Origin of the sequence: Trichococcus ilyis (assembly GCF_900109135.1) — a bacterium.
GTDB lineage: Bacteria > Bacillota > Bacilli > Lactobacillales > Aerococcaceae > Trichococcus > Trichococcus ilyis.
The window spans coordinates 1-22,687 of sequence record NZ_FNYT01000025.1; the positions used below are offsets into that span (position 1 = coordinate 1).

At 52.5% G+C, this 22,687-nt stretch carries 19 protein-coding genes; 3 read left to right on the forward strand and 16 right to left on the reverse strand.

Annotated elements, in window-relative coordinates:
- Positions 1 to 362 precede the first annotated feature (362 nt).
- The 12 genes from BMX58_RS11080 to BMX58_RS11135 form a co-directional block, all read right to left on the reverse strand.
- Entirely contained in the window at positions 363 to 1,553 is a 1,191-nt protein-coding gene (locus tag BMX58_RS11080; RefSeq protein WP_068624342.1) for a YcjF family protein, read from the reverse strand.
- A gap of 48 nt (positions 1,554 to 1,601) precedes the next feature.
- Complete coding sequence (locus tag BMX58_RS11085) at positions 1,602 to 2,207, reverse strand: TetR/AcrR family transcriptional regulator (RefSeq protein ID WP_068624344.1); 606 nt, start codon at positions 2,205 to 2,207, stop codon at positions 1,602 to 1,604.
- A 210-nt stretch (positions 2,208 to 2,417) separates the two neighbouring features.
- Positions 2,418 to 3,116: a zinc metallopeptidase gene (locus tag BMX58_RS11090; RefSeq protein WP_068624346.1), complete on the reverse strand. Its 699-nt coding sequence runs from the start codon at positions 3,114 to 3,116 to the stop codon at positions 2,418 to 2,420.
- Positions 3,117 to 3,436: 320 nt separating this feature from the next.
- Entirely contained in the window at positions 3,437 to 4,633 is a 1,197-nt protein-coding gene (locus BMX58_RS11095) for a MalY/PatB family protein (protein ID WP_068624348.1), read from the reverse strand.
- A 143-nt stretch (positions 4,634 to 4,776) separates the two neighbouring features.
- Positions 4,777 to 6,444, reverse strand: a complete 1,668-nt coding sequence (locus BMX58_RS11100; protein ID WP_068624350.1) for an FAD-dependent oxidoreductase — start codon at positions 6,442 to 6,444, stop codon at positions 4,777 to 4,779.
- A 36-nt stretch (positions 6,445 to 6,480) separates the two neighbouring features.
- Entirely contained in the window at positions 6,481 to 7,560 is a 1,080-nt protein-coding gene (gene arsB / locus BMX58_RS11105) for an ACR3 family arsenite efflux transporter (protein WP_068624351.1), read from the reverse strand.
- Positions 7,561 to 7,612: 52 nt separating this feature from the next.
- Entirely contained in the window at positions 7,613 to 7,966 is a 354-nt protein-coding gene (locus BMX58_RS11110) for an ArsR/SmtB family transcription factor (protein ID WP_068624352.1), read from the reverse strand.
- 117 nt (positions 7,967 to 8,083) lie between these two features.
- Positions 8,084 to 8,608 (reverse strand): arsenic metallochaperone ArsD family protein, encoded by a 525-nt coding sequence (locus tag BMX58_RS11115; RefSeq protein WP_068624354.1) that lies wholly within the window; start codon positions 8,606 to 8,608, stop codon positions 8,084 to 8,086.
- A gap of 174 nt (positions 8,609 to 8,782) precedes the next feature.
- A complete protein-coding gene (locus BMX58_RS11120; RefSeq protein ID WP_068624356.1) occupies positions 8,783 to 9,016 on the reverse strand; it encodes a thioredoxin family protein in 234 nt (77 codons plus the stop codon).
- A gap of 34 nt (positions 9,017 to 9,050) precedes the next feature.
- The gene (locus BMX58_RS11125) at positions 9,051 to 10,055 is read right to left on the reverse strand and encodes a permease (RefSeq protein ID WP_068624359.1); all 1,005 of its coding nucleotides are present in this window, start codon (positions 10,053 to 10,055) and stop codon (positions 9,051 to 9,053) included.
- Between the two features lie 202 nt (positions 10,056 to 10,257).
- A complete protein-coding gene (locus BMX58_RS11130; RefSeq protein ID WP_068624414.1) occupies positions 10,258 to 10,491 on the reverse strand; it encodes a thioredoxin family protein in 234 nt (77 codons plus the stop codon).
- A 22-nt stretch (positions 10,492 to 10,513) separates the two neighbouring features.
- Positions 10,514 to 10,804 (reverse strand): ArsR/SmtB family transcription factor, encoded by a 291-nt coding sequence (locus BMX58_RS11135; RefSeq protein WP_068624361.1) that lies wholly within the window; start codon positions 10,802 to 10,804, stop codon positions 10,514 to 10,516.
- A 539-nt stretch (positions 10,805 to 11,343) separates the two neighbouring features.
- Between BMX58_RS11135 and BMX58_RS11140 the strand changes: the two genes are divergently transcribed.
- The gene (locus tag BMX58_RS11140; RefSeq protein WP_068624363.1) at positions 11,344 to 12,462 is read left to right on the forward strand and encodes a 5-methyltetrahydropteroyltriglutamate--homocysteine S-methyltransferase; all 1,119 of its coding nucleotides are present in this window, start codon (positions 11,344 to 11,346) and stop codon (positions 12,460 to 12,462) included.
- 284 nt (positions 12,463 to 12,746) lie between these two features.
- Here BMX58_RS11140 and BMX58_RS11145 read toward each other — a convergent pair whose 3' ends face one another.
- On the reverse strand, positions 12,747 to 13,769 hold the full coding sequence (locus BMX58_RS11145; RefSeq protein ID WP_068624365.1) for a serine hydrolase domain-containing protein: 1,023 nt from the start codon (positions 13,767 to 13,769) through the stop codon (positions 12,747 to 12,749).
- Positions 13,770 to 13,984: 215 nt separating this feature from the next.
- On the opposite strand from BMX58_RS11145, the gene BMX58_RS11150 reads away from it, so the two are divergent.
- On the forward strand, positions 13,985 to 15,175 hold the full coding sequence (locus BMX58_RS11150; RefSeq protein WP_068624367.1) for an MFS transporter: 1,191 nt from the start codon (positions 13,985 to 13,987) through the stop codon (positions 15,173 to 15,175).
- Between the two features lie 71 nt (positions 15,176 to 15,246).
- Here the strand turns inward: BMX58_RS11150 and BMX58_RS11155 are convergent, their stop codons facing one another.
- The 3 genes from BMX58_RS11155 to BMX58_RS11165 all read right to left on the reverse strand — a co-directional run bounded on the left by BMX58_RS11155 (position 15,247) and on the right by BMX58_RS11165 (position 20,649).
- Positions 15,247 to 17,940, reverse strand: a complete 2,694-nt coding sequence (locus BMX58_RS11155; RefSeq protein WP_084254008.1) for a cation-translocating P-type ATPase — start codon at positions 17,938 to 17,940, stop codon at positions 15,247 to 15,249.
- Positions 17,941 to 18,453: 513 nt separating this feature from the next.
- Positions 18,454 to 19,692 carry a peptidase U32 family protein gene (locus BMX58_RS11160; RefSeq protein WP_068624369.1) on the reverse strand — a complete coding sequence of 413 codons (1,239 nt, stop codon included), beginning with the start codon at positions 19,690 to 19,692 and terminating at the stop codon, positions 18,454 to 18,456.
- Positions 19,693 to 19,728: 36 nt separating this feature from the next.
- Positions 19,729 to 20,649, reverse strand: coding sequence for a peptidase U32 family protein (locus BMX58_RS11165; RefSeq protein ID WP_068624371.1), 921 nt, complete (start codon positions 20,647 to 20,649; stop codon positions 19,729 to 19,731).
- Positions 20,650 to 20,899: 250 nt separating this feature from the next.
- On the opposite strand from BMX58_RS11165, the gene BMX58_RS11170 reads away from it, so the two are divergent.
- Positions 20,900 to 22,447 (forward strand): NAD(P)H-hydrate dehydratase, encoded by a 1,548-nt coding sequence (locus tag BMX58_RS11170; protein WP_068624373.1) that lies wholly within the window; start codon positions 20,900 to 20,902, stop codon positions 22,445 to 22,447.
- Positions 22,448 to 22,687 lie beyond the last annotated feature (240 nt).

The window sequence follows — 22,687 nt, forward strand, 5'->3', positions numbered from 1 at the left end:
GGATTATTACGACAAATTAAAAACGCAACCTCAGAGGAAGCCTCATAAGGTTGCGATTGTGGCGTGCATAAATAAGTTTTTGAAGGTAGCACTTCACCTTATTACACACGATATACTTTACGATTATGAGTCCGCACTACCAGCTCAGAAATCGCAAGAAAAGTTAATTTAAATATACCACACAGGCCTTGCGAAAAAAATGAAAATCGTTAGGTCTATTTGTCATGCGAAAATTTTTTTGATGGGGGAGGGGTACCCCTCCCCCATCAAAAAAGCTTCATCTCTCCGAATAAAGTTTCAACAAAACACTTGACTGGAGGTAAGAAAGAGGCTGGGAGTTTAGTCCCAGCCTCTTTTGTTTTCTATTTTTTCAGCCATTTTTTCAATGGCTTGCTCTTCTTCAGATTTTCCAGGACTTCTTTGACGTCCTGGTCTTTGGTCCCCATTTTGAGCCGCTCCCGCATTTTTTCGCGCATCAGCGTCTCGATGTTGCTGAGGTCCGGATATTTGCCGTCTTTTTCGCCTTTTGCCACGACCGTCAGCACCTCGATGTAGCTCATCGCCAAGGCGGTCGTCAGGACAGCAGCCGTCGCGCCGCTGATGACCCCGCCGACGACCGTCCCCGCACCAGGGATCAACTTCAGCAGGTTGGAGACGATATAACGCCCCAGATAAGTCGCTCCTCCGGTTCCGCCGACAGCGCCGATCACACTGGTGATGGCAGCCTTGTCCATCGAGATGCCGAAGATGGCAGTGATGTGGGCCAACATGCCGACCTGCATCGGCACCAACAACGTCGCATCGGAAAAAGGGATCGGCGTGAAACCGACGCCGAATGTGGTCGCAATATATTTGGTCGCCCAACTTCGGGATGCTTTCGCTTTACGTGCGATATCCACCTGTTGGGCGTTGTTAAAAGCCTCTTTCGTCTCCTCCGGCAGCACCGCAAATGTCCGCTCGATCAGTTCCTTCAAGCCTGTCTGCGGAATCACCAGCTCATCTGTGATCGCATATGGTTCCGCCATCACATTCAGCACGCCCGCAATCGGCAAGTTCAAGTTTTCGATGTACTTCTTCAACTCGTCCGCGGGCTTTCCGATCGATTGCGTCAGGACGACCAATACCGGCACCAACCCGGCAAGTTCCTCCATGAAGGCGATCTCGGATTCCTCGATGCGGGACGAATGCGCATTGATGCAATAGTAAACCACATGGATCGCTTGATCGGACCCTTCTTTTTGGCTCCTCTTGATGGCCTCGATGATTTCCCGCTTCACTTCGGTCTGGATCGGATGGCCCAATTCCAGACCGCGCGTATCATACAGCGCGATTGGGATGCCTTCCTTCGCGATCCGGCGCAGATGCTTTGTGACTGGTTTGCCGATGCCGGTCTCAGCCATCCGTTCCCGGAAGACATTGTTGATCAAAGTGCTTTTCCCGACGCCTGTCTTCCCCGCCAGCAGGATGTTGACGGGATGCATGTTTTCCACTTCTTCTTTTGTCTTGTTCAGTATCTCCTGGATCACATTCAAATCAAGGTTGCTTCTCGCCATGGCGTTTCCTCCTGTCGCTCGACCGCAAGAATATTTTTTAGGGAACTGTCACGTTCCTCTGGTTATTTCCACTACGCTTTGGGAAATGAAGTAATAGCCATACTCGCCCATCCGCTCAGGCGAGTCTTTCATGCCGTTCGTCACCCATGAGTAGATCATCCCTTGATACGCGAAGGAAACTGCGGTGATCCAGTGTTCATAAGGGATGACGGTTTTTTTCGACCGGAGCTGCTCCTCCAGCCGCCCCCTAAGATAGTCGTTGAATTTAATGGGAAAGGAATAGCTGCTTCTGCCATTGAAAAGCACGCTGAAGAAGCGTTCGTTTTCCTTGATGTAACTGAAGATATCCGTGAATGCTTCCACCGTTATTTGTCGGAACTCCGTTTCCTCTGCACCGGAGAGGGCTGTTTTTGTGATTTCTTTCCCCCTGTCCTGGAGTTCCAGGATCAGTGCATCGATGTTTTTCTCCAACAGGTCATGCTTGTCTGCGTAGTGAAGGTAAAAAGTTCCCCGGTTCACTTTTGCGCGTTGCGTAAGTTCCCTCACCGTCACTTCTTCGATCGGTTTTTCTTCCAGAAGGGTTATCAATGCATGCAAAAGGTTTTTCTTTGTGGCTATGACGCGCTTGTCTTGGGATTGTTTGTCAGGATTCATTTTTTGCTCCTATTTCCAGAGTCGGATTTGGAACTCTTTTCCGATATAGACTTCCAAAATGCTAATATGATTATAGTATAGCCACCCTGAGATAACAAGTTTAACGACTGCCCTTCAGGCTATCTTGTACGGCAAAAAACTGCTCCGGTCCGTTGGTTGGGCCGCTGCAGTTTTTTCGGGCGGACCGCAAAATTACAGGGTTCCCGTCACTTAATCATCATTGTTTCCGCCGCCGAAAAGCAGCAGCAGTCGGAGCAATTGCAGGAAGCTCATGAAGGCAGCCGCGACATAAGTCATGGCCGCAGCCACAAGAACTTTGCGGGCTTTCGGAACTTCTTGCACATTCAGGATCCCACCATTGGACAGAATCTTCAGCGCGCGTCCGGAGGCATTGAATTCGACCGGAAGAGTGACCACTTGGAACAGGAAGCTGAACGAGAAGAACAGGATCCCCAAATTGAGGAAGGTCTGGTTCATCCCCGAGAACACGCCGATCATGATCATCGGCATGGAAAGCGTCTGGCCGAAATTGGCTACCGGAACCAACCCAGCGCGCAAGCGCAACGGAATGTAATTTTTTTGATCCTGGATAGCATGGCCGACCTCATGGGCAGCGACTCCGATGGCCGCAACCGAAGTCGAATTGGCTGTCGTGTCGGAAAGACGCAACACTTTGTCACGCGAGTCATAATGGTCCGTCAGATCCCCGCGAACGCGCTCGATCCGCACATCGTGGATGCCAGATTGCTCCAGGATGAAGCGCGCTGCATCGGTAGCAGTATAGCCGTTCTGGCTTTTCACTTGATTATAGGTATGGAAGGTACGTTTGACGAACCCGGATGCGATCATGGAAATCACGATACCTAGGAGGATCAACAGATAGGTGCTGTCGAAGAATGGATACAACATGTTTCATCAACCTTTCTTTTTGTTACTCTACAGTATAGCATCCGATTGTGAAGAAAGGATGAAGGATGCTTGCTTTTGCGTAATTTTAGCAAATTCTTTAGATATCGGCGGGCGCGCTAGTCGGAGGAGGACAGCGGAATCGGCGCGCAAGTCCGGTGAGTGGTCCTTTCGCTGGCGGATACCGGTAACTTTTGGACGCAGGTCCGACGAAGCCTTCCTCATCGGAGAACGCATGATAAAATGCTGGCCGAACTCCGTTGAAGCCTCCGTTCGCCGGAGAAAGAAACAAGGGCCGCCTCGAAACGAGACGACCCGGTCTGCTATCCTTGTTTTCGGTATTTCTGCATGACTGCAACAAGGCGCTCCATCGCTTCCATCAGCGTTTTCGTAGGGGCCCCCAGGCTGATCCTTTCGTAGCCGCGGCCCTCGTCCCCGAAGATGTAGCCTTCATCCAGGAACACTTGCGCTTCCTGCTCCGTGATTTCCTCCAATTGCTTGTGCGACAATCCGAATGCGCTGAAATCCAGCCATTGCAGGTAGGTTCCTTCCAGATCGAAGACGGTCACTTCCGGCAGTTCCTTTGCCAGAAAATCCTTCAGTGTTTCGTGGTTGTGCCAGATCAAGGCTTTGAATTCCCCCAGCCAGTCCTCGGCTGCCGTGTAGGCGATTTCGGTTGCCTTCAAGCCGATGACATTGGTTCCGCCGCCGATGCCGGTCATTTCCATATCCATCTTGAATGCCGTGTGAAGTTCCGGATCCGAAATGATGACGTTGGAATTGCGCAGACCCGCAATATTGAAGGATTTGCTGGCGGCGGTCGCCGTGATGCAGATGTCCGCTGCGGCAGCGGATACGGATGCCATCGGTGTGAAGACATGCCCCGGCATGATCAGATCATGGTGGATTTCATCCGCCAAAATCACGACACCGTTGGCGGCGCAGATTTCGACCACTTTTTCCAACTCGGTTCTGGTCCAAACGCGGCCGACCGGATTATGCGGGTTGCTGAACAGCATCAGCTTTGTGTTCGGATCCTTGGCTTTATCGGCCAAGCCGTCAAAATCGATTTCATAACGGTCACCGCTGCGGATCAATGAATTGTTGATGAGCGTCCGTTTCGTGTTCTTGATCGATTTCATGAACGGGTAATAGACCGGTCCCATGTAGAGGACGCCGTCGCCCGGTTCGGTGTACGCCCGGATAGCGGAGTAGAAAGCCGCGATGATTCCCGGCGTGCAGATGATCCATTCTTTTTTGATTTCCCAAGAATGGCGGCTTTCCATCCAGTCTATGACCGCCTTGTAGTAGCTGTCGGTCGGCAAATCGTAGCCCATTACGGCCGTTGCGATATATTCCTGCAGTCCCTCGACGATCTCCGGTGCCGTCTTTATGTCCAAATCCGCCACTGAGAAAGGAAAAACATCCTTCCCCACGTTCGGATTGCTTCTGTACATGGCTGCCCATTTTTCGGACCCGGTGTTGCTCCGATTGACGGGCGTTTCAAAATCATAACTCATAGATTCATCCTCCCAAATATTTGACTTACTTTTCATTCTATCACTCGTTTTGGCAATTGCCACCCCTAATCAGATTTTAATGCAAAAAAGTAGAACCCATTTCGGATCCTACTTCTTTTCGCATGCATTCAGGCATTCAACAGTCAGCTTTTTCGCTTCAGCATTTTGAGGTAGCTTTGATAGTTTTTGTTGCCGCCGGAAAGGTTGTAGACTTCCTGGAAACCCAGATTGATCAAGACATTCTGAGCGGCGTTCCCGGTCACGCCTTTGTTGCAGTATGTCACCGTCGGAATATCTTTGGAAAGCTCTCCGGCGCGCGCCCGCAGTTCCCCCAAAGGGATGTGGATGGCATTTTGGACGTGCCCTTTTTCGAAGTCCTTGGCGGAACGCGTGTCGATCACCTGGATGGATTCGCCTTTTTGCTGCGTTTCGACCAACTGGGCCGGCGTCATCAAAGGATTTCCATGCAAAGCGTTATCCAAAGCCATGCCTGTGTAAAGGATCGGATCTTTGGTCGTTGCGAACGGCGGAGCGTAGGCCAGATCCAGGTGGAACAGATCCTCCGCTTTCGCTTTGAAAGTGATGGCCGTGGCGAGTACGTCGATCCTTTTGTCTACACCCTGGAATCCGACGATTTGGGCTCCCAGGACGCGTCCTGTCGCTTTATCGGCCAAAGCCTTGGTGGTCAGTTCCTTGCCCCCAAGATATTCGGCGTGGTCCGGTTTGATGTTGTAAAGGATTTCCACCGCATAACCCGCGGCCTTCGCTTCTTTTTCGGTCAATCCGGTTTGGCCGACATGCAGATTGAACACGCGGAAAATGCCGGTGCCCAGCACGCCTCTGTGCTCCAGGTCACCGCCTGTGATCACGTCGCCGGCGATCCGGCCCATTTTGTTGGCGGTGGATCCCAACGGACGGTAAATCGGTTTGCCTGTGATGACGGAGAAGCTTTCGGCCACATCGCCGACAGCGTAAACATCCGGGATATTCGTCTGCATTTTGCTGTTGACGGTGATGGCACCCGTCGCTCCGATCGTGACGCCGATTTCCTTGGCGAGCTCGGTGTTCGGACGCACGCCGGCTGCCAGGATGACGATATCCGTTTCGATGGCGGCGCCCTTTGTCGTCACCACTTTTTTGACGGACCCCTTACCTTCGATGGTCTTGACAGTATCCCCGAGGTGCAGATGCACCCCATTGGCCATCAGGACTTCTTCCACCCGGAAAGCCATATCCGCGTCCATCGGCGGCATCACTTGGTTTTCCAGCTGGACGATGGTGACATCCCAGCCCTTCTGCACGAGTTGTTCAGCCATCTCCAGACCGATGAAACCGGCACCGATGATCAGCGCTTTTTTCGGTTGATTCGCTTCCGAATAACTTTCTATGTCACGAAGATCCTGGATATTGCGGACATGAAAGACATTGTCGTACACAGACCGATCGAAAGGCGGCGGCGTAAGCGGCGAGGCACCCGTCGCGAAAACCAAGACGTCGTAATCGTCCTCTTTGAGCTGTCCAGTCACCAGGTCTTCGACTTGAATCTTTTTGGCTTCATGATCCACTTTCGTCACTTTGTGTTCCGTAAAGATGGAGACGTCATAGCGCTTTTTGAACCATTTCGCATCCCGCGGCGTCAGACGCTCCACGGAATCGACTTCCCCGCCGAGTTTGTAGGGGATGCCGCAAACCGAATAGGAAATGTCCTTCCCTTGGTCGTAGACGACGATTTCCGCTTCCTCTGTGTTTCTGCGCGCTTTGGCTGCTACCGAGGTGCCCGCCGCTACCGAACCGATCACAATGATTTTCATTAAAAAACGCTCCTTTTCAGCTAAGCTGGATTATTTTTACGGTTTAACAGGACTCACTAGAGTATTTTCTTTGCCGGGAAACCAGTGTCTTGTCGAATTGGCGATCTTCACCAAAATCAGCATCACCGGCACTTCGGTCAGGACGCCCACAACCGTCGCCAAGGCTGCCGGAGAATCCATGCCGAACAACGCGATGGCAACAGCAACCGATAATTCAAAAAAGTTCGATGCGCCGATCATGCCTGCCGGTGCTGCGATTGCATGCGGAAGCTTAAACACTTTGCTTGCAAAATAGGCAATGAAGAAAATCAGGAATGTCTGCAACGTCAAAGGCACGGCGATCATCAAAATGTGCAACGGGTTTTCCAGGATGACCTCTCCTTGGAAAGAGAACAGCAACACCAGCATCAACAATAGCCCCGCGGTAGTCGCGTCATCAAATTTAGAAAGGAATTCCTTCTCGAAATAGGCGGCCCCTTTCTTCTTCGTTACGAAAATACGGGTCAAGACGCCGCCCACCAATGGGATCACAACGAACAGCACAACCGACAGGATCAAGGTGTCCCAAGGCACCGTGACATTGCTGACGCCCAATAAGAATTTGACGATCGGGATGAAGGCAATCAGGATGATCAAATCATTGGTCGCAACCTGGACGACTGTGTACGCCGGATTGCCTTTCGTCAATTGGCTCCAGACGAACACCATCGCAGTACATGGTGCGGCACCCAACAGGATCGCACCGGCCAAATATTCCGTCGCCAACTCGGGCGTGATGAAATTTTTGAAGACGACAAAGAAGAAAAAGGCGGAAATGGCGTACATGGTGAACGGTTTGATCAGCCAATTCACTACCCAAGTGACATAAAGCCCTTTCGGATTTTTTCCGACGTCCCGGACGCTCTGGAAATCCACCTTCATCATCATCGGATAGATCATGACCCAGATCAATACGGCCGTCGGAATCGAGACGTTTGCATATTCAAATTTCCCGAAGAATTCGGGTACGGCTGGCAGATATTTGCCGATCAAAACCCCCACTACCATACAGATTGCTACCCAGACACTCAGATATTTATTGAAAAACGAAATGCTTGATTGTTCTTTTCCACTCATTTTATTATACCCCCATTTATTATTTAATGCGCTTTGGAGCCCTGTTCTTGCGTTATTTGATCGGCTCTTTTGCTTCTTTTGCTTCCGTCGCGCAGACAGCTTTCGACCGCACAGGTTCGCAGATGCATGCCGGCGTATCGGCCATCAGTCCGGCAGTATCCGCCTTGAATTTTTCGAAGGCGGCTTTGTCCAGGTCGTAATAATGCCATGTGCCGGATTTTTCCGTCGTCACCAGGCCCGCCTTCACCAACAAGTTGATGTGATGGGACAACGTCGGCTGGGTGAAATCGAAATGCTCAAGGATGTCGCAGGCACACATGGCCCCGCAGGAAAGCATATCGACAATTTTGACGCGCTTCGGATCCGCCAAAGCTTTGGCGATTTTTGCATAATTTTCATAATCCATACTTACTGATGCTCCTTTTACATAGAAGTTTTTCTATCTATCCCGGAAAAAGAAACGCGAGCCGGGGATAGCCCGAATCACGTTTACTCTTTGCTGTTGTCAGCAGCGACCGACATTCTAGTGGTGATGGTGACCATGCCCGCCGCAACCACAACCGCCTTTTGCTTGCGCACTATCTTCATGGTGATGGTGGTGCCCGTGTCCATGTCCGCCACAGCCACAGCCGCCTTCTTTTCCGTTGCCGCCGCAACAGCCGGATTCGGCTTGCTCTTCTTCTTTTTCTTCAGCTTCCGCTGAACCGCCACAACCGCAGCCACCGCAGCCGCAGCCGCCTTCAGATGCTTCAACGAAGCGCACGCCGATGTGCCCGGTGATTTCGTCGTTGGTCGGATAGGCGCCGGTTTTGACGATTTCTCCATCCACAACGGTGATCGGCAGGACTGCGTTCCCTTCAGCTTCCATTTTTTCGCTGACTGCTTTGTTGGATTCGAATTGCTCCGCATCATCCGTCAGATTGAAAAGCAATGCTTCGTAGTTCTCCAATTCTGCCAAGGCCTCCATTACCGCTGCGATGCGCAAGGCATCCTGACTGCTGAACAAACTGCTGCTTGTTTCCGGTTCAAAGATAGTGATGTTCGTCATGATTTATTTCCCCTTAGCTTGTTTGTATTTTTGAATAGCTTGTATTAGCCTGAATTTTTTTGGTACCTTTATAATATAGATTTCCTTCGATCTATAGTCAATCATAAATCCAATCAGAAACAAAAAAAAGTGCCGGGTGGGAAAATACTCCCCGCCCGACGCTTCCGCAAATTTTTATTTTTTCAGCAGTTCTGCGATTTCATCCGCACTGGCGACTTTGCCGTAGGAAACGACTTTTTCGTCGATGACCAATCCCGGCGTGCGCATGATGCCGTATTTGGCGATGTCCTTCATGTCGGTCACTTTCGTGATGGTCGCTTCCATCCCCAGTTCCTTCAAAGCCTCTTCCGTGTTTTTTGCCAGATTCACGCAGTTTTTGCAGCCTATACCCAAAATTTTGATTTCCATGATGATTCCTCCTAGCTATTATTTTTTGATTTACTTACATGAACAAAGGTCCCAAGAAATTGAACAGATAGCCAATGATGATGATGCCGACAGCGACGATTCCGAAGAAAAGGCCCAACAGTTTCGGTTTGACGACCTGCTTCAGCATGACCATCGACGGCAACGACAAGGCTGTCACGCCCATCATGAAGGACAATACGGTCCCCAGTCCGACGCCTTTTGCGACAAGCGCTTCGGAAATGGGCAGCGTCCCGAAAATATCCGCGTACATCGGAATGCCGACGAAAGTTGCCACCAATACCGAATACCATTTATCCTGACCCAGCAATGCCGTTATGACCGATTCGGGGATCCAGTTGTGGATGGCCGCCCCGATGCCGACACCAAGTAGCACATAAAGCCAGACTTTCTGGACGACTTCCTTCACCTGATCAATCGCATAATCGATCCGGTCTTTCCTTGTCAACTCGGCTTCCTCCAGCTCGATCGCCGGGCTGCCGAACACAAAGGACTCGACCTGATCCTCCAGATGCGCTTTGCCGATCAACGTTCCGCCGACAACCGCAAGGATCAATCCCACCACGACATAGGCGATGGCGATGCGCCAGTTGAAAATGCTGGCCAAGAGGATGATGGATGCCAAGTCGACGAGCGGCGAAGAAATCAGGAACGAAAACGTCACGCCCAACGGCAAGCCCGACCCGGTGAAGCCGATGAAAAGCGGAATCGAGGAACAGGAACAGAACGGCGTGATCGTCCCCAACAAAGCCGCCAAAATATTGGCGGTGATCCCATCAAAGCGGCCCAAGATTTTCTTCGTCCGCTCAGGCGGGAAGAAACTTTGCACGTATGAAATCGAGAAAATCAAAACCGACAGCAAGATGAAGATTTTGATGACGTCGTAGATGAAGAAATGGATGCTGCCGCCCACTCTGCTGGCGAGATCCAATCCGAAGACATCCCGGACAAGCACACCGACCAAATCGCTGAGCCACTGCATTTTTAATAATTGATCATTTAACCATTGAAATATTCCCATGATGAACTGCACCTTCTGTTTTGTATTTTATCCGCCTATCGCATAGACATTTATCTATGTGATAGTATACGCCGACATATAGATGAATGTCAATGTGTTGTTTGCAGGTGCTGAAACCTTGCAAAAAAAGCTGCGATAGTGCCGGGGCAACACCCGGTTATCGCAGCTTGTTCATTCGAGGATAGGTATTCTTCTCGCTTTGTCACTTTTGCAGCAGTTCTGCAATGTGTTTGGGCGTCAGGATCCGCCCATAGGAGACGACCTTTTCATCGATGACCAGCCCCGGTGTCTGCATGATGCCGTACTTGGCGATTTCTTTCGGATCCTCCACTTTGATGATGGTTGCTTCCTGCCCGATTTTCTTCAGTGCTTCGGTGGTATTGGCATGCAGTTTTTCGCAGTTGCGGCAGCCTGGCCCCAGTATTTTGATTTCCATTTCCATCCCCGCTCTCGCTTCCCTATACCGTGGTGTTTTGTTTGGCCATTGTCTGGAAAAAATCCTTCAACTCGTCCAACTTTTCGTGGTTAACGGAGTATTTGACCCAAATGCCGTCTTTTCTGCTGTCCACCAGCCCGCAGTCCTTCATCATCTTCATGTGGTAGGATAAAGTCGGCTGCGTGATCGAAAATTGATCCAACAAAGCACAGGCGCACATCTCGCCTTCCGACAGCAAGTCCATGATTTCCAATCTGGTCTCGTCCGATAACACTTTCAGACATTTCGCATAGTTTTTGTATTCGATTGCCATATTTATTTCCTCTTTTCCTGCTGCCAGTTGAGGCTATTCAGCCCTTTCTGACGCACTTGACGCCCTCACATAGACATCTATCTATGTGAAGTATATACCCTCAGAGCATGAATTGCAATTTCCTTCTTGTGCAAAGAAAATGAAAAAATAATTAAAACCGTTTGACTCGCTCTTAGCTTGCTGTTATTATGTATATAAATTTCAAAATAAAATCACATTGAAAAGATAAGTACGGATGGACGAAATGCACAGAGAACCTCGGCAGCTGAAAAGAGGACAGGGATGCTATCCGGAAAATGGTCTTCGAGTGGATGGACGGCGAACGCTCTTTTTGGAACCTTAGCCCTCCACGGGAATGCCCGTTACAGCGTCACAGTATCCCGGAACAGCGTTTTGCTTCGGCGCACTGGCTAAGGGGAAAATCGAGAGGTTTTTCCGAATCAAGGTGGTAACACGGTGAATCTTTCATACGTCCTTGCGCAGCATCATGCGCAAGGACGTATTTTTTTACAAAAAAAAGACGGAAGAAGGAAAATATCATGACAACCCAAACAACTTTAATCAGAACGAAAGCGCCTTTCCGCGCAGACCACGTAGGCAGCTTCTTGCGTCCGGCAAGCATCAAAGCGGCCCGCAAAAAGCTGGCTGAAGGCAAAATCACGAAAGAAGCCCTGCGCGAAATCGAAAACGTCGAAATCACACGCATCGTCGACAAACAGATTGAACTTGGCTACAAAGGCATCACGGACGGCGAATTCAGACGCTCTTACTGGCATTTCGATTTCCTCGAGAACTTGTTGGGCTTTGAAGGGTACCTTGCGGCGCAGGGCAAACAATTCCACAATGTCGTGACCAGCGCCCACAGCGTGCGCAACATCGGCAAGATCGCCTTCAATCCGGAACACCCCTTCTTCGCGGACTACCAATTTTTGGCTGAAGCTGTCGGCGATCGAGCCGTGGCGAAAGTGTCGATCCCGAGCCCGAACCAATTGATCCGCCTTGGTTTCCGCAACGAAGAAATCTATCCTACCTTGGAGGAATACGCTGCCGACCTGCAGCAGGCCTACCGCGACACGATCCTGCACTTCTATTCGCTGGGGAACCGCTACATCCAGATCGACGACACTTTCTGGGGCGACCTTTGCTCGGACAAAGCGCTGGAAATTTTCGGTTCGCAGGAAACGTATGACGAATTGAAGCGCGTCGCTACGGAGAACGTCAAAAACATCCAGATCGGCCTGCCAGAAGATTTGGTCGTCACGACGCATATCTGCCGCGGCAATTTCCGTTCTTCCTATTCGCAGGAAGGCGCTTATGAGCCCGTTGCGAAAGAACTTTTCGGCGAAACCGGCTATGACGGCTTCTTCCTGGAATACGACACCGACCGCGCCGGCGGATTCGAGCCTTTGCGCTACTACAAAGGCGACGGCCAAATCATCCTGGGCCTTATCACTTCAAAGACACCGGAACTGGAAGATATAGACGAAGTCAAGGCGCGGATCGCTGAGGCAACCAAGTATGTGCCGTTGGAGCAACTGTGCCTGAGCCCGCAATGCGGCTTCGCCTCGACCGAAGAAGGCAACAACCTGACGGAAGAGCAGCAGTGGGCCAAATTGGCTTTGGTCAAACAGATCGCCGACGAAGTCTGGGGCGGCTGATTACATCCCTGATAAAAAGGCACCGCCGCTCAAATTTGTGAGCGGTGGTGCCTTTTTGGGCTTCATGTGAACATTCTCATTTGATACTATACAAAATATTAATAAGCTGTCATACTATATTCAGAGTATCGCTGTATACTCTTTAAGTACTGAGAGAAACTACTCTTTTTCTTCGGACCTCCGAACAGGATCGGGGAAGCTGCAACTTCCCCTTCCGCTTTCTGAAGAATGCCGTCCATCAAAGGACAACAAAAAAACGCCACCCCAAAAGTGGCGTTTTTTTGTTACTCTGCTTCCTCCTCGCGGGCTTCCTTCAGGTAGACGGCGATCAGCTCATCGCGGACCGCTATCCATTCCGGCCTGCGGTCCTCCAGGTGGACCCGATTCGAAAGCAGAACGAATGCGCCCTGCCGCTCCGGATCCAGTATCATGAACGTGCCCGTGTAGCCGGTATGCCACAGAACAACGTCATCCCCTTCCTGAAACAGGTTCCACCCCAAAGAGCGCGGCTGGCCCGGAACGCCTCCCCAGTCCTGCAGCAAGGTTCGGACGGTTTCTTTCTGCAAGATCTGCTTGCCTTCCCACTCCCCGAAATGCAGCAGCATCTGAACGAAACGGATCAGATCACTCATCGGCGCAAACAGCCCGGCGCTTCCGCAATGACCGCCCAGGACCAGCGCTTTGGGATCGTGCACCGCACCGCGGATCACGCCCCTGATCGGATGGTTTTGGGTCGGAACGCAGTCCAGCGGGTCGGTCGGCCGGTAGGTGCTCCTTGTCATCGCCAGCGGTTTTTTGATCCGTTCCTCAAAGTTTTCCGCCACCGATCTTCCGGTCAACTTTTCGATGATGAAGCCTGCCAGGATCAAGCCGGTATCGGTATAGACCACTTTTTTGCCGAGGTTCTCGCCCGGTTCAAGCCCAATCAGGGCCGCAGCCAGTTCCTCGGCGGAAAGCGCATCGCGATTTTTGATGTAGCCTTTCAGATCGGACGTGTGCGTCAGCAAGTGGCGGAGCGTCACCTCATCCGAAGGGAAGGCCGGCAGGTAGTCCTGCACCAGATCCTCGAAATTGACTATCCCTTCCTCATGCAGCTGGAGCAGCAGCGTCGTCGTGACGACCACTTTCGTCAAGGATGCCAGATCATAGAGCAGACCATCCCGCAGAGCTTCCCGCTCGGGCAGTATCGCCGCCGATCCGATCAGTTGCGATTCGATTTTGTCCTTGTCGATGAAGGTATAGCTCACTCCCGGAAAAACATTCCCTTTCAGCATCTCTTCGATTTTCTTTTGGGTTTTTGGGTACATCAGTAAGCACCTCCTTGTAACTGTTATGGTTGTCTCTCATTATAACGCATCCGAGACCTGCTGCGCGGATCCTTTCGAATGCTTTTTACATTTTCAGGAAAGATCGGCGCGAGTTTTGCGAAGTCCGTTTTCAATTTCAGGAAGGTGGCGCTTTATTCCCCCGACTTGTGCTAGAATATTGTATACTAGTGAACTTATTGGGGGAATGCAAAGCGATGGGGTATTTTAAGGAACGCCTGTATCAGCAATACGTGATATTATTCATCTTCTACTTTATGGCTATGGCGGCCCTATCTTCGTTGATCACCGTCTACATGCGTGGTCTGGGGAAAACCGGGTCGGAAATTTCATTCATCCTCATCCTTTCAAACATAATCGCCCTGATCATCCAAGGCATGATCGGCTATTCGAATGAAAAATGGGGAACGCGCAAAACCGTGACCATCTATGTCCTGGTTTCATCCGTCATCAGCTGCGGGCTGTTTTTTTTCACAGACAATTGGCTTTTCGGGATCGTCTACGGCTTGGCGAACGCCATCACGTTGGGACTTGGACCTCTTTTCGATGTGCTCGCGGCCAACAGCCCTTACCGGTTCGGCCAGATCCGGCTCTGGGGGACGGTGGGTTATGCGGGCGGCCAACAGATTGCCGGCATCATCTATGATTTCTTGTCGCCGAAATCCATTTTCGTGCTGTATCTTGTCCTGTACCTTTTGAGTATCGTGTTCCTGTATCTGTTGCCCCAGCCTGCCGAACCGGCTGCTTCCCCGCAGCCTGCATCCGGAAAGAAGGACGAGGCAGCCGGGGGCAACACGATCAAGAACATTTTCCAGAACAAACTTTTCATTACCTACCTGCTTTTGGCGTTCATCATTTTCGGCACGAACATGATCAACACCAGTTATCTGCCGCTGCTTTTGACCGATACCGGCGCCCCGGTCGCAATCGTCAGCACAACCTTGACCGTGGCGCTTTTTGCGGAAGTCATCGCGATGGGATTATCGCATCGCTTCATGGACCATTTCACGAATAAACAGCTCCTTTTGGGCGTCCTGTTCTTGTCCGGGACTGAATACCTGATCAATTTCCTGTCCCATGACTTTTTGGTCCTTTCGATAGCGACCGTCCTCACCAAGTTTTTCGCTTCGGGGACCTTCATCATGCTGAACATCAAGATGGTCTCTACTTTGCTGAACCGGAAACTGATCGCTACAGGAACAGCGGTCGTCGCTATGCTCTCCCGGAACGTCGGCACCATCTTCTTCCAATTGATGGCTGGGCCTATCATCGACAACATCGGGCTGAACTACCTCTATCTTGTGCTTTTCTTGTTCACGATCATCGCCTTCGTGATCGCCCTGCTGTTCAAAGTGCCGGCGCAGCCGAAAGAACGGCTCTTTTCTTGACGGCACCCCAAATCGCAAAAAAACGTCTTGGAACTTGGATTCCAGGACGTTTTTTTGTTGCCCAAAGGCTGTCATTTCCTTGCGCGTTTGAGGATCAGTTTCGTTGCTTCCATCAATGCGACCGCGGTCAAGGCCAAGCCTGCCGCCATGCCGAACTGCGCCAAGCCGAAGTCGGCAGGTATCGAGAAGATGCCGCGAACCGCAGGAAGCAATGTCACTGCGTACAGTATGCTGCAGAAGGCTACGGCATAGAGGACGTATTTATTCGCAAAGAACCCCGCTCCGATGGCCGTCTGGGAATTCGATCGGGCCGGGAATGTCTGCAAGGTGCGCGCGATGATCAAGGTGGAGAAAGCCATGGCCACGCTCATCTCCGCCGAATAGCCGCGCCCGATGAATTGCGAAAGGATCACGGCTGCCCCGATCAGCACCCCGCGGTAGATGACCGAGATGAGCGTATCGCCGGAGAAGATGCCCTCGTTCGGGTCCCTCGGTTTGCGGGACATCACATCGGGCTCGCCTTTCTCCATCCCCAAAGCAATCGCGGGAATCGAATCATTGACCAAGTTGATGAACAGCAGCTGCAGGGCGGTGAACGGATTCACCCAGTCCATCAGCAGCGCCGCAATGATTGCGATGATCGCCCCCAGGTTGCCCGAGAAGAGATAGGCGACCGCTTTCTTGATGTTGTCATAGACGTTCCGGCCGACCCCGACCGCGCTGACGATGGAAACAAAATTGTCATCGGCCAGCACCATCGCGGCCGCCTCTTTCGCGACGTCCGTACCGCTGCCCATGGCGATTCCGATGTCCGCCTGCTTCAAGGCCGGCGCATCATTCACCCCATCGCCCGTCATCGCGGTGACATGGCCTTTGCTCTGCCATGCGCGGACGATCCTGATTTTGTTCTCGGGAGACACCCTGGCATATACCGACACCCGCTCCAGAATGCCAGCCAATTCACGGTCGCTCAAGTTATCCAATTCTTGGCCGGTCAAAGCGAGATCATCCTCGGCAGCTATGCCGATATCGCGGGCGATGGCGCGGGCTGTCGTCTTGTGGTCGCCCGTGATCATCACCGTCTTGATGCCGGCCTTCTTCGCTTCCGCGACCGCGCCGTACACCGCTTCGCGCGGCGGATCGATCATCGCCAGGAGGCCGACCAGGATCAGGTCATGCTCCGCTTGGAAGTCGAGGGCCTCGTTTTCCTCGATCGGTCTGTAGGCGAAAGCCAACACCCGCAATGCCTGATCCGAGAAATGTTCGTTCTGTTCTTTGATTTTTGCCAAGCGTTCCTTCGTCAACGGCAACACTTCGCCGGCCATCAGTATTTTGCTGCTGCGGCCGAATACGACGTCCGGGCCGCCCTTGGTCAGAAGCAGCCGTTCGCCATCGATCGTATGGACCGTTGACATCAGCTTCCGTTCCGAATCGAAAGGCAACTCCGCTTCGCGGGCGTAGGCTTCCCGCAATTCGCCGAAGGGCTGGTTCATTTTGTTGCTGAAGGCTACCATGGCAACTTCCGTGGGATCCCCCAACCCCTGCCCATCCTTGCTGATGCTGGCATCGTTGGTCAATACCGCGATCTGCATCAGTCTTTGCTCATCGAAGGTCCACGTCCCCGGCTGATCGTTGAAGGTGCCGGATTGGCCGTTCGCCAAATAGTGGTCGACGATCGTCATCTTGTTCTGGGTCAAAGTGCCCGTCTTGTCGGTGGCGATGATGCTGGTCGATCCCAGCGTTTCGACTGCGGGCAATTTGCGGATGATCGCATTTTGCTTCGCCATCTTTTTCGTCCCGATCGAAAGGACGATCGTCACGATCGACTGCAGGGCTTCCGGGATGGCGGCAACAGCCACGGCTACCGCAAACATGAAGGCGCTCAGCATGCCTGCGCCCATGTCGGTTGCGCCTTCCCCCATCATGCGGACGAGCTGGATACCGAAGATGAGGCCGGAAAGCCCCAAAATGCCGACACCCAATTTTTTGCTGAACTGCTCCAGATTCTTCTGCAATGGCGTTTGCTTGGCCAGCGCATTTTCCAACAGGTTCGCCACTTTCCCGATTTCGGTTTCGTTGGCGATGCCCGTCACGATGAACTCGCCCCGCCCGTATACCGCCAGCGTCCCGCTGTGGAGCATATTGGCGCGATCGCCTACCGGGACTGCGCCGTCGATATCCTTGACTTCCTTGTCCGCCGGGATGGACTCCCCGGTCAGCATCCCTTCATCCACCTTGAGCGAGCCGGCTTCGATCAGGCGGCCATCCGCCGGGACATAATCTCCGGCATCCAGGCTGACAATGTCCCCGACGACCAACTCCCTTGCCGGAACGGTCAACCTTGCGCCGCCCCTCCTTACTTTTGCCATCGGAGCGGACAGGCTCTTCAGGGCGTCCAGCGACCCTTCCGCTTTCCGGGTCTGGATGACGCTGACGATCGCATTGATCATCAGGACAGCGAAAATGATCAAAGATTCCGCTGCATGCCCCATGACCATCTGAATTGCGGCTACCGCCACTAATACCATGACCATGGCATCCTTGAATGTCTCGACAAACAGCTTCAGGACGGAATCCCGGTCTTTGCTCTCCAGTTCGTTGAACCCATGCTCTGCCTGTCTGGATTCGACGGACCGTTCATCCAGCCCTGCCCTCGTGCTTCCTGTTTCGGCAAAAATCGTCTCCAGGCTCTTCTGGTATGCCGCCAAAGACGTTCGCTCCGGTTTGTTCTTGTGCGGATGGCCCCCGTTCTGTTTTGCTTCCATCGTCTTTGTGCTGATTCTTTCGTTTTCCATCTTAAGCCCCCTAATGTGTATTCTCTATTTTCCTCATTCATCGTATAATCATTTTTCCTATCCGTGCATCACGTTTCAGCCGCTCTCACCCCCGTTTTCCTCCGCAACAGGGTAACAAAAAAGAGACCTACGCGCTACCGTCCCTCAAGAAACGGTAGGCGTAAGTCTCACTATTTAAGGCAACACCAGAAGGCCCTCTCGGACCTACTTATTGTTGGCATTGCCGCAGCCTGGCTGCTAGTTACTCCCTCACGGAAAAACTTCTATTCAGTTCTTTATCACTATAAACGGCAAACCTGAAAAAAGCAAATTTTAGGTCTTCCGCTTTTCTATTAAAAAAGTTTCATACAAGCAATAATGATGGCTAGCTTCACGGGTTAGCCCTTCGGAAATTAGATAAATCGGTCCTATTGCGCTCTACGATGCTCAGTCGGACCGATTTCCTAAATTTCTTTCAGGGCTGAACGAACCCGTTCCGCTTTTCTATTTCTTTTTGCGGATCATGTCGAAGCGTTCGATGGCGAAGGGAACTTTCATCTTCACGATCATCATGGCGTTCGGGGCCCGATCGATGGCTTCATCGTCTTCATTCCACATGGCTTCCACAGTCTTCTTGTTGTGGCGCAGGCCCGGTCCGTAGAATTCGATTTCGTCGCCGACGCCAAAATTGTTGCGCTGCTGGATCGTCGCCATCTGCGTTTCCGGATCATAATCCAGCACTTGGCCGATGAAGCCGTAGCGCGGAATTTTGCGGCGCTGACCGAAGAGTTGCTCATCCTCTGTCGGATCTTTGTAGAAGAAGCCGGTCGCCAATTCGCGCTGCGCGACTTTCCACAATTCATCCACCCATTCCTGCTTCAGTTCGTAATGATCGGGATCGGCGCAGTAGGCATCCACAGCTTTGCGGTAGACGTTGACGACGGTCGACACATAGTGGATCGATTTCATGCGTCCTTCGATCTTCAGGCTGTCGACGCCGCTCTCGATCAGGTCGGGCAGGTGCTCCAGCATCGACAGATCGACGGCACTCATGGAGAATTTTTCTTCGATGCCCTCTTCACCGGCACCTACAGGGTTCTGTTGCCCCAACAACGGCATATCGAACAGACCGTATTTCCAACGGCAAGACTGCGCGCAGCCTCCGCGGTTGGCGTCGCGGTTCGACATGTGGTTGGAAAGGACACAACGGCCCGAGTAGGAGATGCACATCGCCCCGTGGACGAAGGCTTCGATTTCGACATCGGTCTTCTCGTTCATTTCCTGGATTTCCGCCATCGACACTTCACGGGCCAATACGACACGCTCCAAGCCTTCGCTCGCCCAGAAGTTCAGGGTCTTATAATTGGTCGCAGAAGCTTGGGTCGACAAATGGATTGGCAGACCCGGCGCATCCGTCACGGCGATTTCCATCAGCGCGGGATCAGAAATCAGGACCGCATCGATGCCGATGTCGCGGATCGTGCGGAAGAATTCGCCGGCGCCTTCCTCGTTGCCTTCATGGGTGACCATATTGGCAGCGACATAGACTTTCGAACCATGGCTGTGGGCAAAAGCGACCGCTTCCGCCATCTCCTCAAAGTCGAAGTTGCCTGCGCGGCTGCGCAAACCATACGCTTCTCCGCCGATGTAGACGGCGTCAGCTCCGTAGTGGATGGCTGTCTTCAATTTTTCCAATGTTCCGCCCGGGGCCAAGACCTCGGGCTTCTTTGTTATTGTTCGCATATGTGTGTACACTCTCTTTCTTTCGGTATCAAAGCATCAGACGACTTCGTTCGGGTCCTTGGAATAGAACCCGGCATCCAGCTCACGGTTGGCGGGATGCAAAGCGTGCAGTTCGGCATCCAAGCGTTCCGCCAATTCCGCGGTCCATGTTCCTTCCGCAAGGGCTTCACGCGCCGCAACGAACAGTTTCGCGATTGCGACAAAATTTTCGCCCGGGGTGAACAACCCGTCCAGCATCCATTGCGAGACGCCGATAGCCGTCAGTTCGCCCAGATGCGGCATCAGATCAAGGTCGTTGTTGGCGAAGATGTGCGTCCCGTTGCGGTCCTGATAGATGGAATAATGGGAATCCACTTTTTTCGGCTCCGAAATGAACAGCCCGCGCTCTTTGTTCACTGCTTCCTCTTTCTCGATGAAATTGAAGTAATTTTCCAGCAGGTTACGTTTCGATTGGTGGATGCAAGTGGCGCCGTACACCAGCACTTCAACCGGCACCAACGCGCCCGGGATCAATTTCTTCATCTCCTCGAACGGCACTTCGCGGGCCAAGACGGCACCGACCGCGCCCCGTTTTGCCCAAAAATTGATCTGTCCGCTTGAGGTCACCATGACTTGCGCATCATAACGGTACGGGATGAACAAATCCTGTTCCCGCATCACTTGCACGACGCCAGGGTCGCCCAGCGTAATGCTGTCGACTTCCGCTTCACGCAGGAAAGCCAAATATTCGGCCACTTGGTTGATCCGATCGTTGTGGAAGATCGCATTCACGGACGCGCTGACTTGCGCGCCATTTTCGTGCGCATAGGCGATGATTTCACGCTGTTCCTCCCTGGAGAAGGAATACGGCAAACGCAGTCCGTACTCATCCTCACCTATATAAATTATGTTAATTCCGCAATCCACTAATTCCTTGGCTTGCGCGACTGACTCGGCTGTTGCAATCAGCTCGATCATCCTACATTCCTCCCTTATTCGAGTTCCTTGATAAGATTATCACATTGCTTATAAAAAGTGAATGACTGTTTTCCCTAAGTTTTCAGAATATGATTGCGCAAAACGGCCCAGGCATGTTACGGAACTCGTTAGCACGCCTCCTTGCACAGAGTTCCATCAGGTTTTCCGTATTCTTTCCCGCGTCAAGAATGCTATAATGTCAGATGTGAACACGGAATGACATCCACCAACCCTCAGGAGGAATAATCAAATGAAAAAACTTGTCAACAGCCAACAGATGAAGAAAATCGACGCCTTTACGATCGAGGAGATCGGCATCCCAGCCATGGTGCTGATGGAAAATGCGGCCAATCAGGTAGTCGCGGCAATGGAGGAACGCATCTCACCCGAGGACATCATCCTGGTGGTCTGCGGTTCCGGCAACAACGGCGGCGACGGCATGGCGGCAGCCCGCATTCTGCTGAATCACGGCTTCCAGGTGGATGTTTTTCTGATCGGCGGGCGCGACAAATTGTCCGTCGAGTCCCAAAAACAACTCGACATCATCGAAAATTTGGAGATGGTCGTCTGGGATGATGTCAGCGAAATCAACTTCAAAGGCTACACCGTCCTGGTCGATGCGATTTTCGGCATCGGCTTGGACAGACCGGCGGAAGGGAAATACGCGGAGACGATCCAACGCATGAACGAATTCCACGGCTATGTCTTTGCCGTCGATATCCCATCCGGTATTTCCGCCGACAACGGACAAGTGCTGGGCACCGCTGTCCGGGCGGATGTGACCATCACTTTCGGGATCGAGAAAATCGGCCAGCTGCTTTATCCCGGCTCGCTGCATACCGGAAAACTGATCGTCAGCGATATCGGCTTCCCGCCGAGCGCCATCGATTCCATTTCTTCGAATGTGCTGTTCTATGAAGAGAGCGATCTTTTTTCGCTGCCGAAACGCGCGGCCTATTCGAACAAAGGCACTTACGGCCGGGTCGTGATCATCGCCGGCTCCGCAAACATGAGCGGGGCTGCCTTCCTGGCGGCAAAAGCCGCCTACCGCACAGGCGCAGGTCTGGTCCAGATCGTCACGCCGGAGGAGAACCGCGCCGTCCTGCAGATGCAGCTGCCCGAAGCCATCCTGACGACTTACCGGACGGACGGATTCAATGAAGAAAGCGAACGCCTGAAAATCATCACTGCGGTTTCCGGAGCCGATGCGATCGTGATCGGACCCGGAATCGGGAAATCCGAAGCAGCCCGCACGGTGGTCGATCTGGTCCTCGAAAACAGCCAGATCCCTCTGATCATCGATGCCGATGCCCTGAATATCCTTTCCGACCGGTTCAATGAAGCATCTTTGGCAGGGAACGATTCCCGTGCCCGCATCAGCGAAGTGGCCCAGACTGTTCCGGCGGGAAGCATCCTCACCCCTCATCTGAAGGAAATGGCCCGTCTTTTGGATCAGGACCTGTCGGCAATAAAAGCGGATCTCCTGGGGACCGCCGATTTCTGCACGGCCGGTTCGGAGCTGACTTTCGTCCTGAAGGATGCCCGGACTGTCGTGGCCCATCAGTACGAGCGCTACATCAACGCGTCCGGCAACAACGGGATGGCGACTGGCGGTTCGGGCGATGCCCTGACCGGCATCATCGCCGGCTTGCTGGCGCAAGGCTTGACCCCTTCCGAGGCGGCAAAACTGGGCGTCTACATCCACGGGTTGGCAGGCGATGTTGCGGCCCGGGAAAAATCCGAGTACAGTCTGATGGCTTCGGATCTCATCGAAGCTTTGCCGAAAGTATTGCACTGACTCTCAATGTAAAAAATGCTAAAACGCCCAAGGAACCCGGCAATCAGCTGCCGGGTTCCTTGGGCGTTTTGGTTTTGGGTTTGGTTTTGGTTTTGGGTTTGGTTTTGGTTTTGGGCTGCCGGAGCAGAGGTTCCTTGGGGGGCGCTCAGCTCCGGCGGTATCCCGGTGGCCGGAGGTGATTGATTTTCATACATCCGAACTCCGGCGAAGCCGCGCTGACCGGATGTGACATTTTTGCTT

Bases quoted from the DNA above. Each gene is read 5' to 3' on its own strand.
- BMX58_RS11140 (WP_068624363.1), top strand. From the start codon at position 11,344: ATGACAACCCAAACAACTTTAATCAGAACGAAAGCGCCTTTCCGCGCA.
- BMX58_RS11100 (WP_068624350.1), bottom strand. From the start codon at position 6,444: ATGAAAATCATTGTGATCGGTTCGGTAGCGGCGGGCACCTCGGTAGCA.
- BMX58_RS11120 (WP_068624356.1), bottom strand. From the start codon at position 9,016: ATGGAAATCAAAATTTTGGGTATAGGCTGCAAAAACTGCGTGAATCTG.
- BMX58_RS11130 (WP_068624414.1), bottom strand. From the start codon at position 10,491: ATGGAAATCAAAATACTGGGGCCAGGCTGCCGCAACTGCGAAAAACTG.
- BMX58_RS11145 (WP_068624365.1), bottom strand. From the start codon at position 13,769: ATGTACCCAAAAACCCAAAAGAAAATCGAAGAGATGCTGAAAGGGAAT.
- BMX58_RS11085 (WP_068624344.1), bottom strand. From the start codon at position 2,207: ATGAATCCTGACAAACAATCCCAAGACAAGCGCGTCATAGCCACAAAG.
- BMX58_RS11135 (WP_068624361.1), bottom strand. From the start codon at position 10,804: ATGGCAATCGAATACAAAAACTATGCGAAATGTCTGAAAGTGTTATCG.
- arsB (WP_068624351.1), bottom strand. From the start codon at position 7,560: ATGAGTGGAAAAGAACAATCAAGCATTTCGTTTTTCAATAAATATCTG.
- BMX58_RS11110 (WP_068624352.1), bottom strand. From the start codon at position 7,966: ATGGATTATGAAAATTATGCAAAAATCGCCAAAGCTTTGGCGGATCCG.
- BMX58_RS11125 (WP_068624359.1), bottom strand. From the start codon at position 10,055: ATGGGAATATTTCAATGGTTAAATGATCAATTATTAAAAATGCAGTGG.
- BMX58_RS11170 (WP_068624373.1), top strand. From the start codon at position 20,900: ATGAAAAAACTTGTCAACAGCCAACAGATGAAGAAAATCGACGCCTTT.
- BMX58_RS11160 (WP_068624369.1), bottom strand. From the start codon at position 19,692: ATGCGAACAATAACAAAGAAGCCCGAGGTCTTGGCCCCGGGCGGAACA.
- BMX58_RS11150 (WP_068624367.1), top strand. From the start codon at position 13,985: ATGGGGTATTTTAAGGAACGCCTGTATCAGCAATACGTGATATTATTC.
- BMX58_RS11165 (WP_068624371.1), bottom strand. From the start codon at position 20,649: ATGATCGAGCTGATTGCAACAGCCGAGTCAGTCGCGCAAGCCAAGGAA.
- BMX58_RS11115 (WP_068624354.1), bottom strand. From the start codon at position 8,608: ATGACGAACATCACTATCTTTGAACCGGAAACAAGCAGCAGTTTGTTC.
- BMX58_RS11095 (WP_068624348.1), bottom strand. From the start codon at position 4,633: ATGAGTTATGATTTTGAAACGCCCGTCAATCGGAGCAACACCGGGTCC.
- BMX58_RS11080 (WP_068624342.1), bottom strand. From the start codon at position 1,553: ATGGCGAGAAGCAACCTTGATTTGAATGTGATCCAGGAGATACTGAAC.
- BMX58_RS11155 (WP_084254008.1), bottom strand. From the start codon at position 17,940: ATGGAAGCAAAACAGAACGGGGGCCATCCGCACAAGAACAAACCGGAG.
- BMX58_RS11090 (WP_068624346.1), bottom strand. From the start codon at position 3,116: ATGTTGTATCCATTCTTCGACAGCACCTATCTGTTGATCCTCCTAGGT.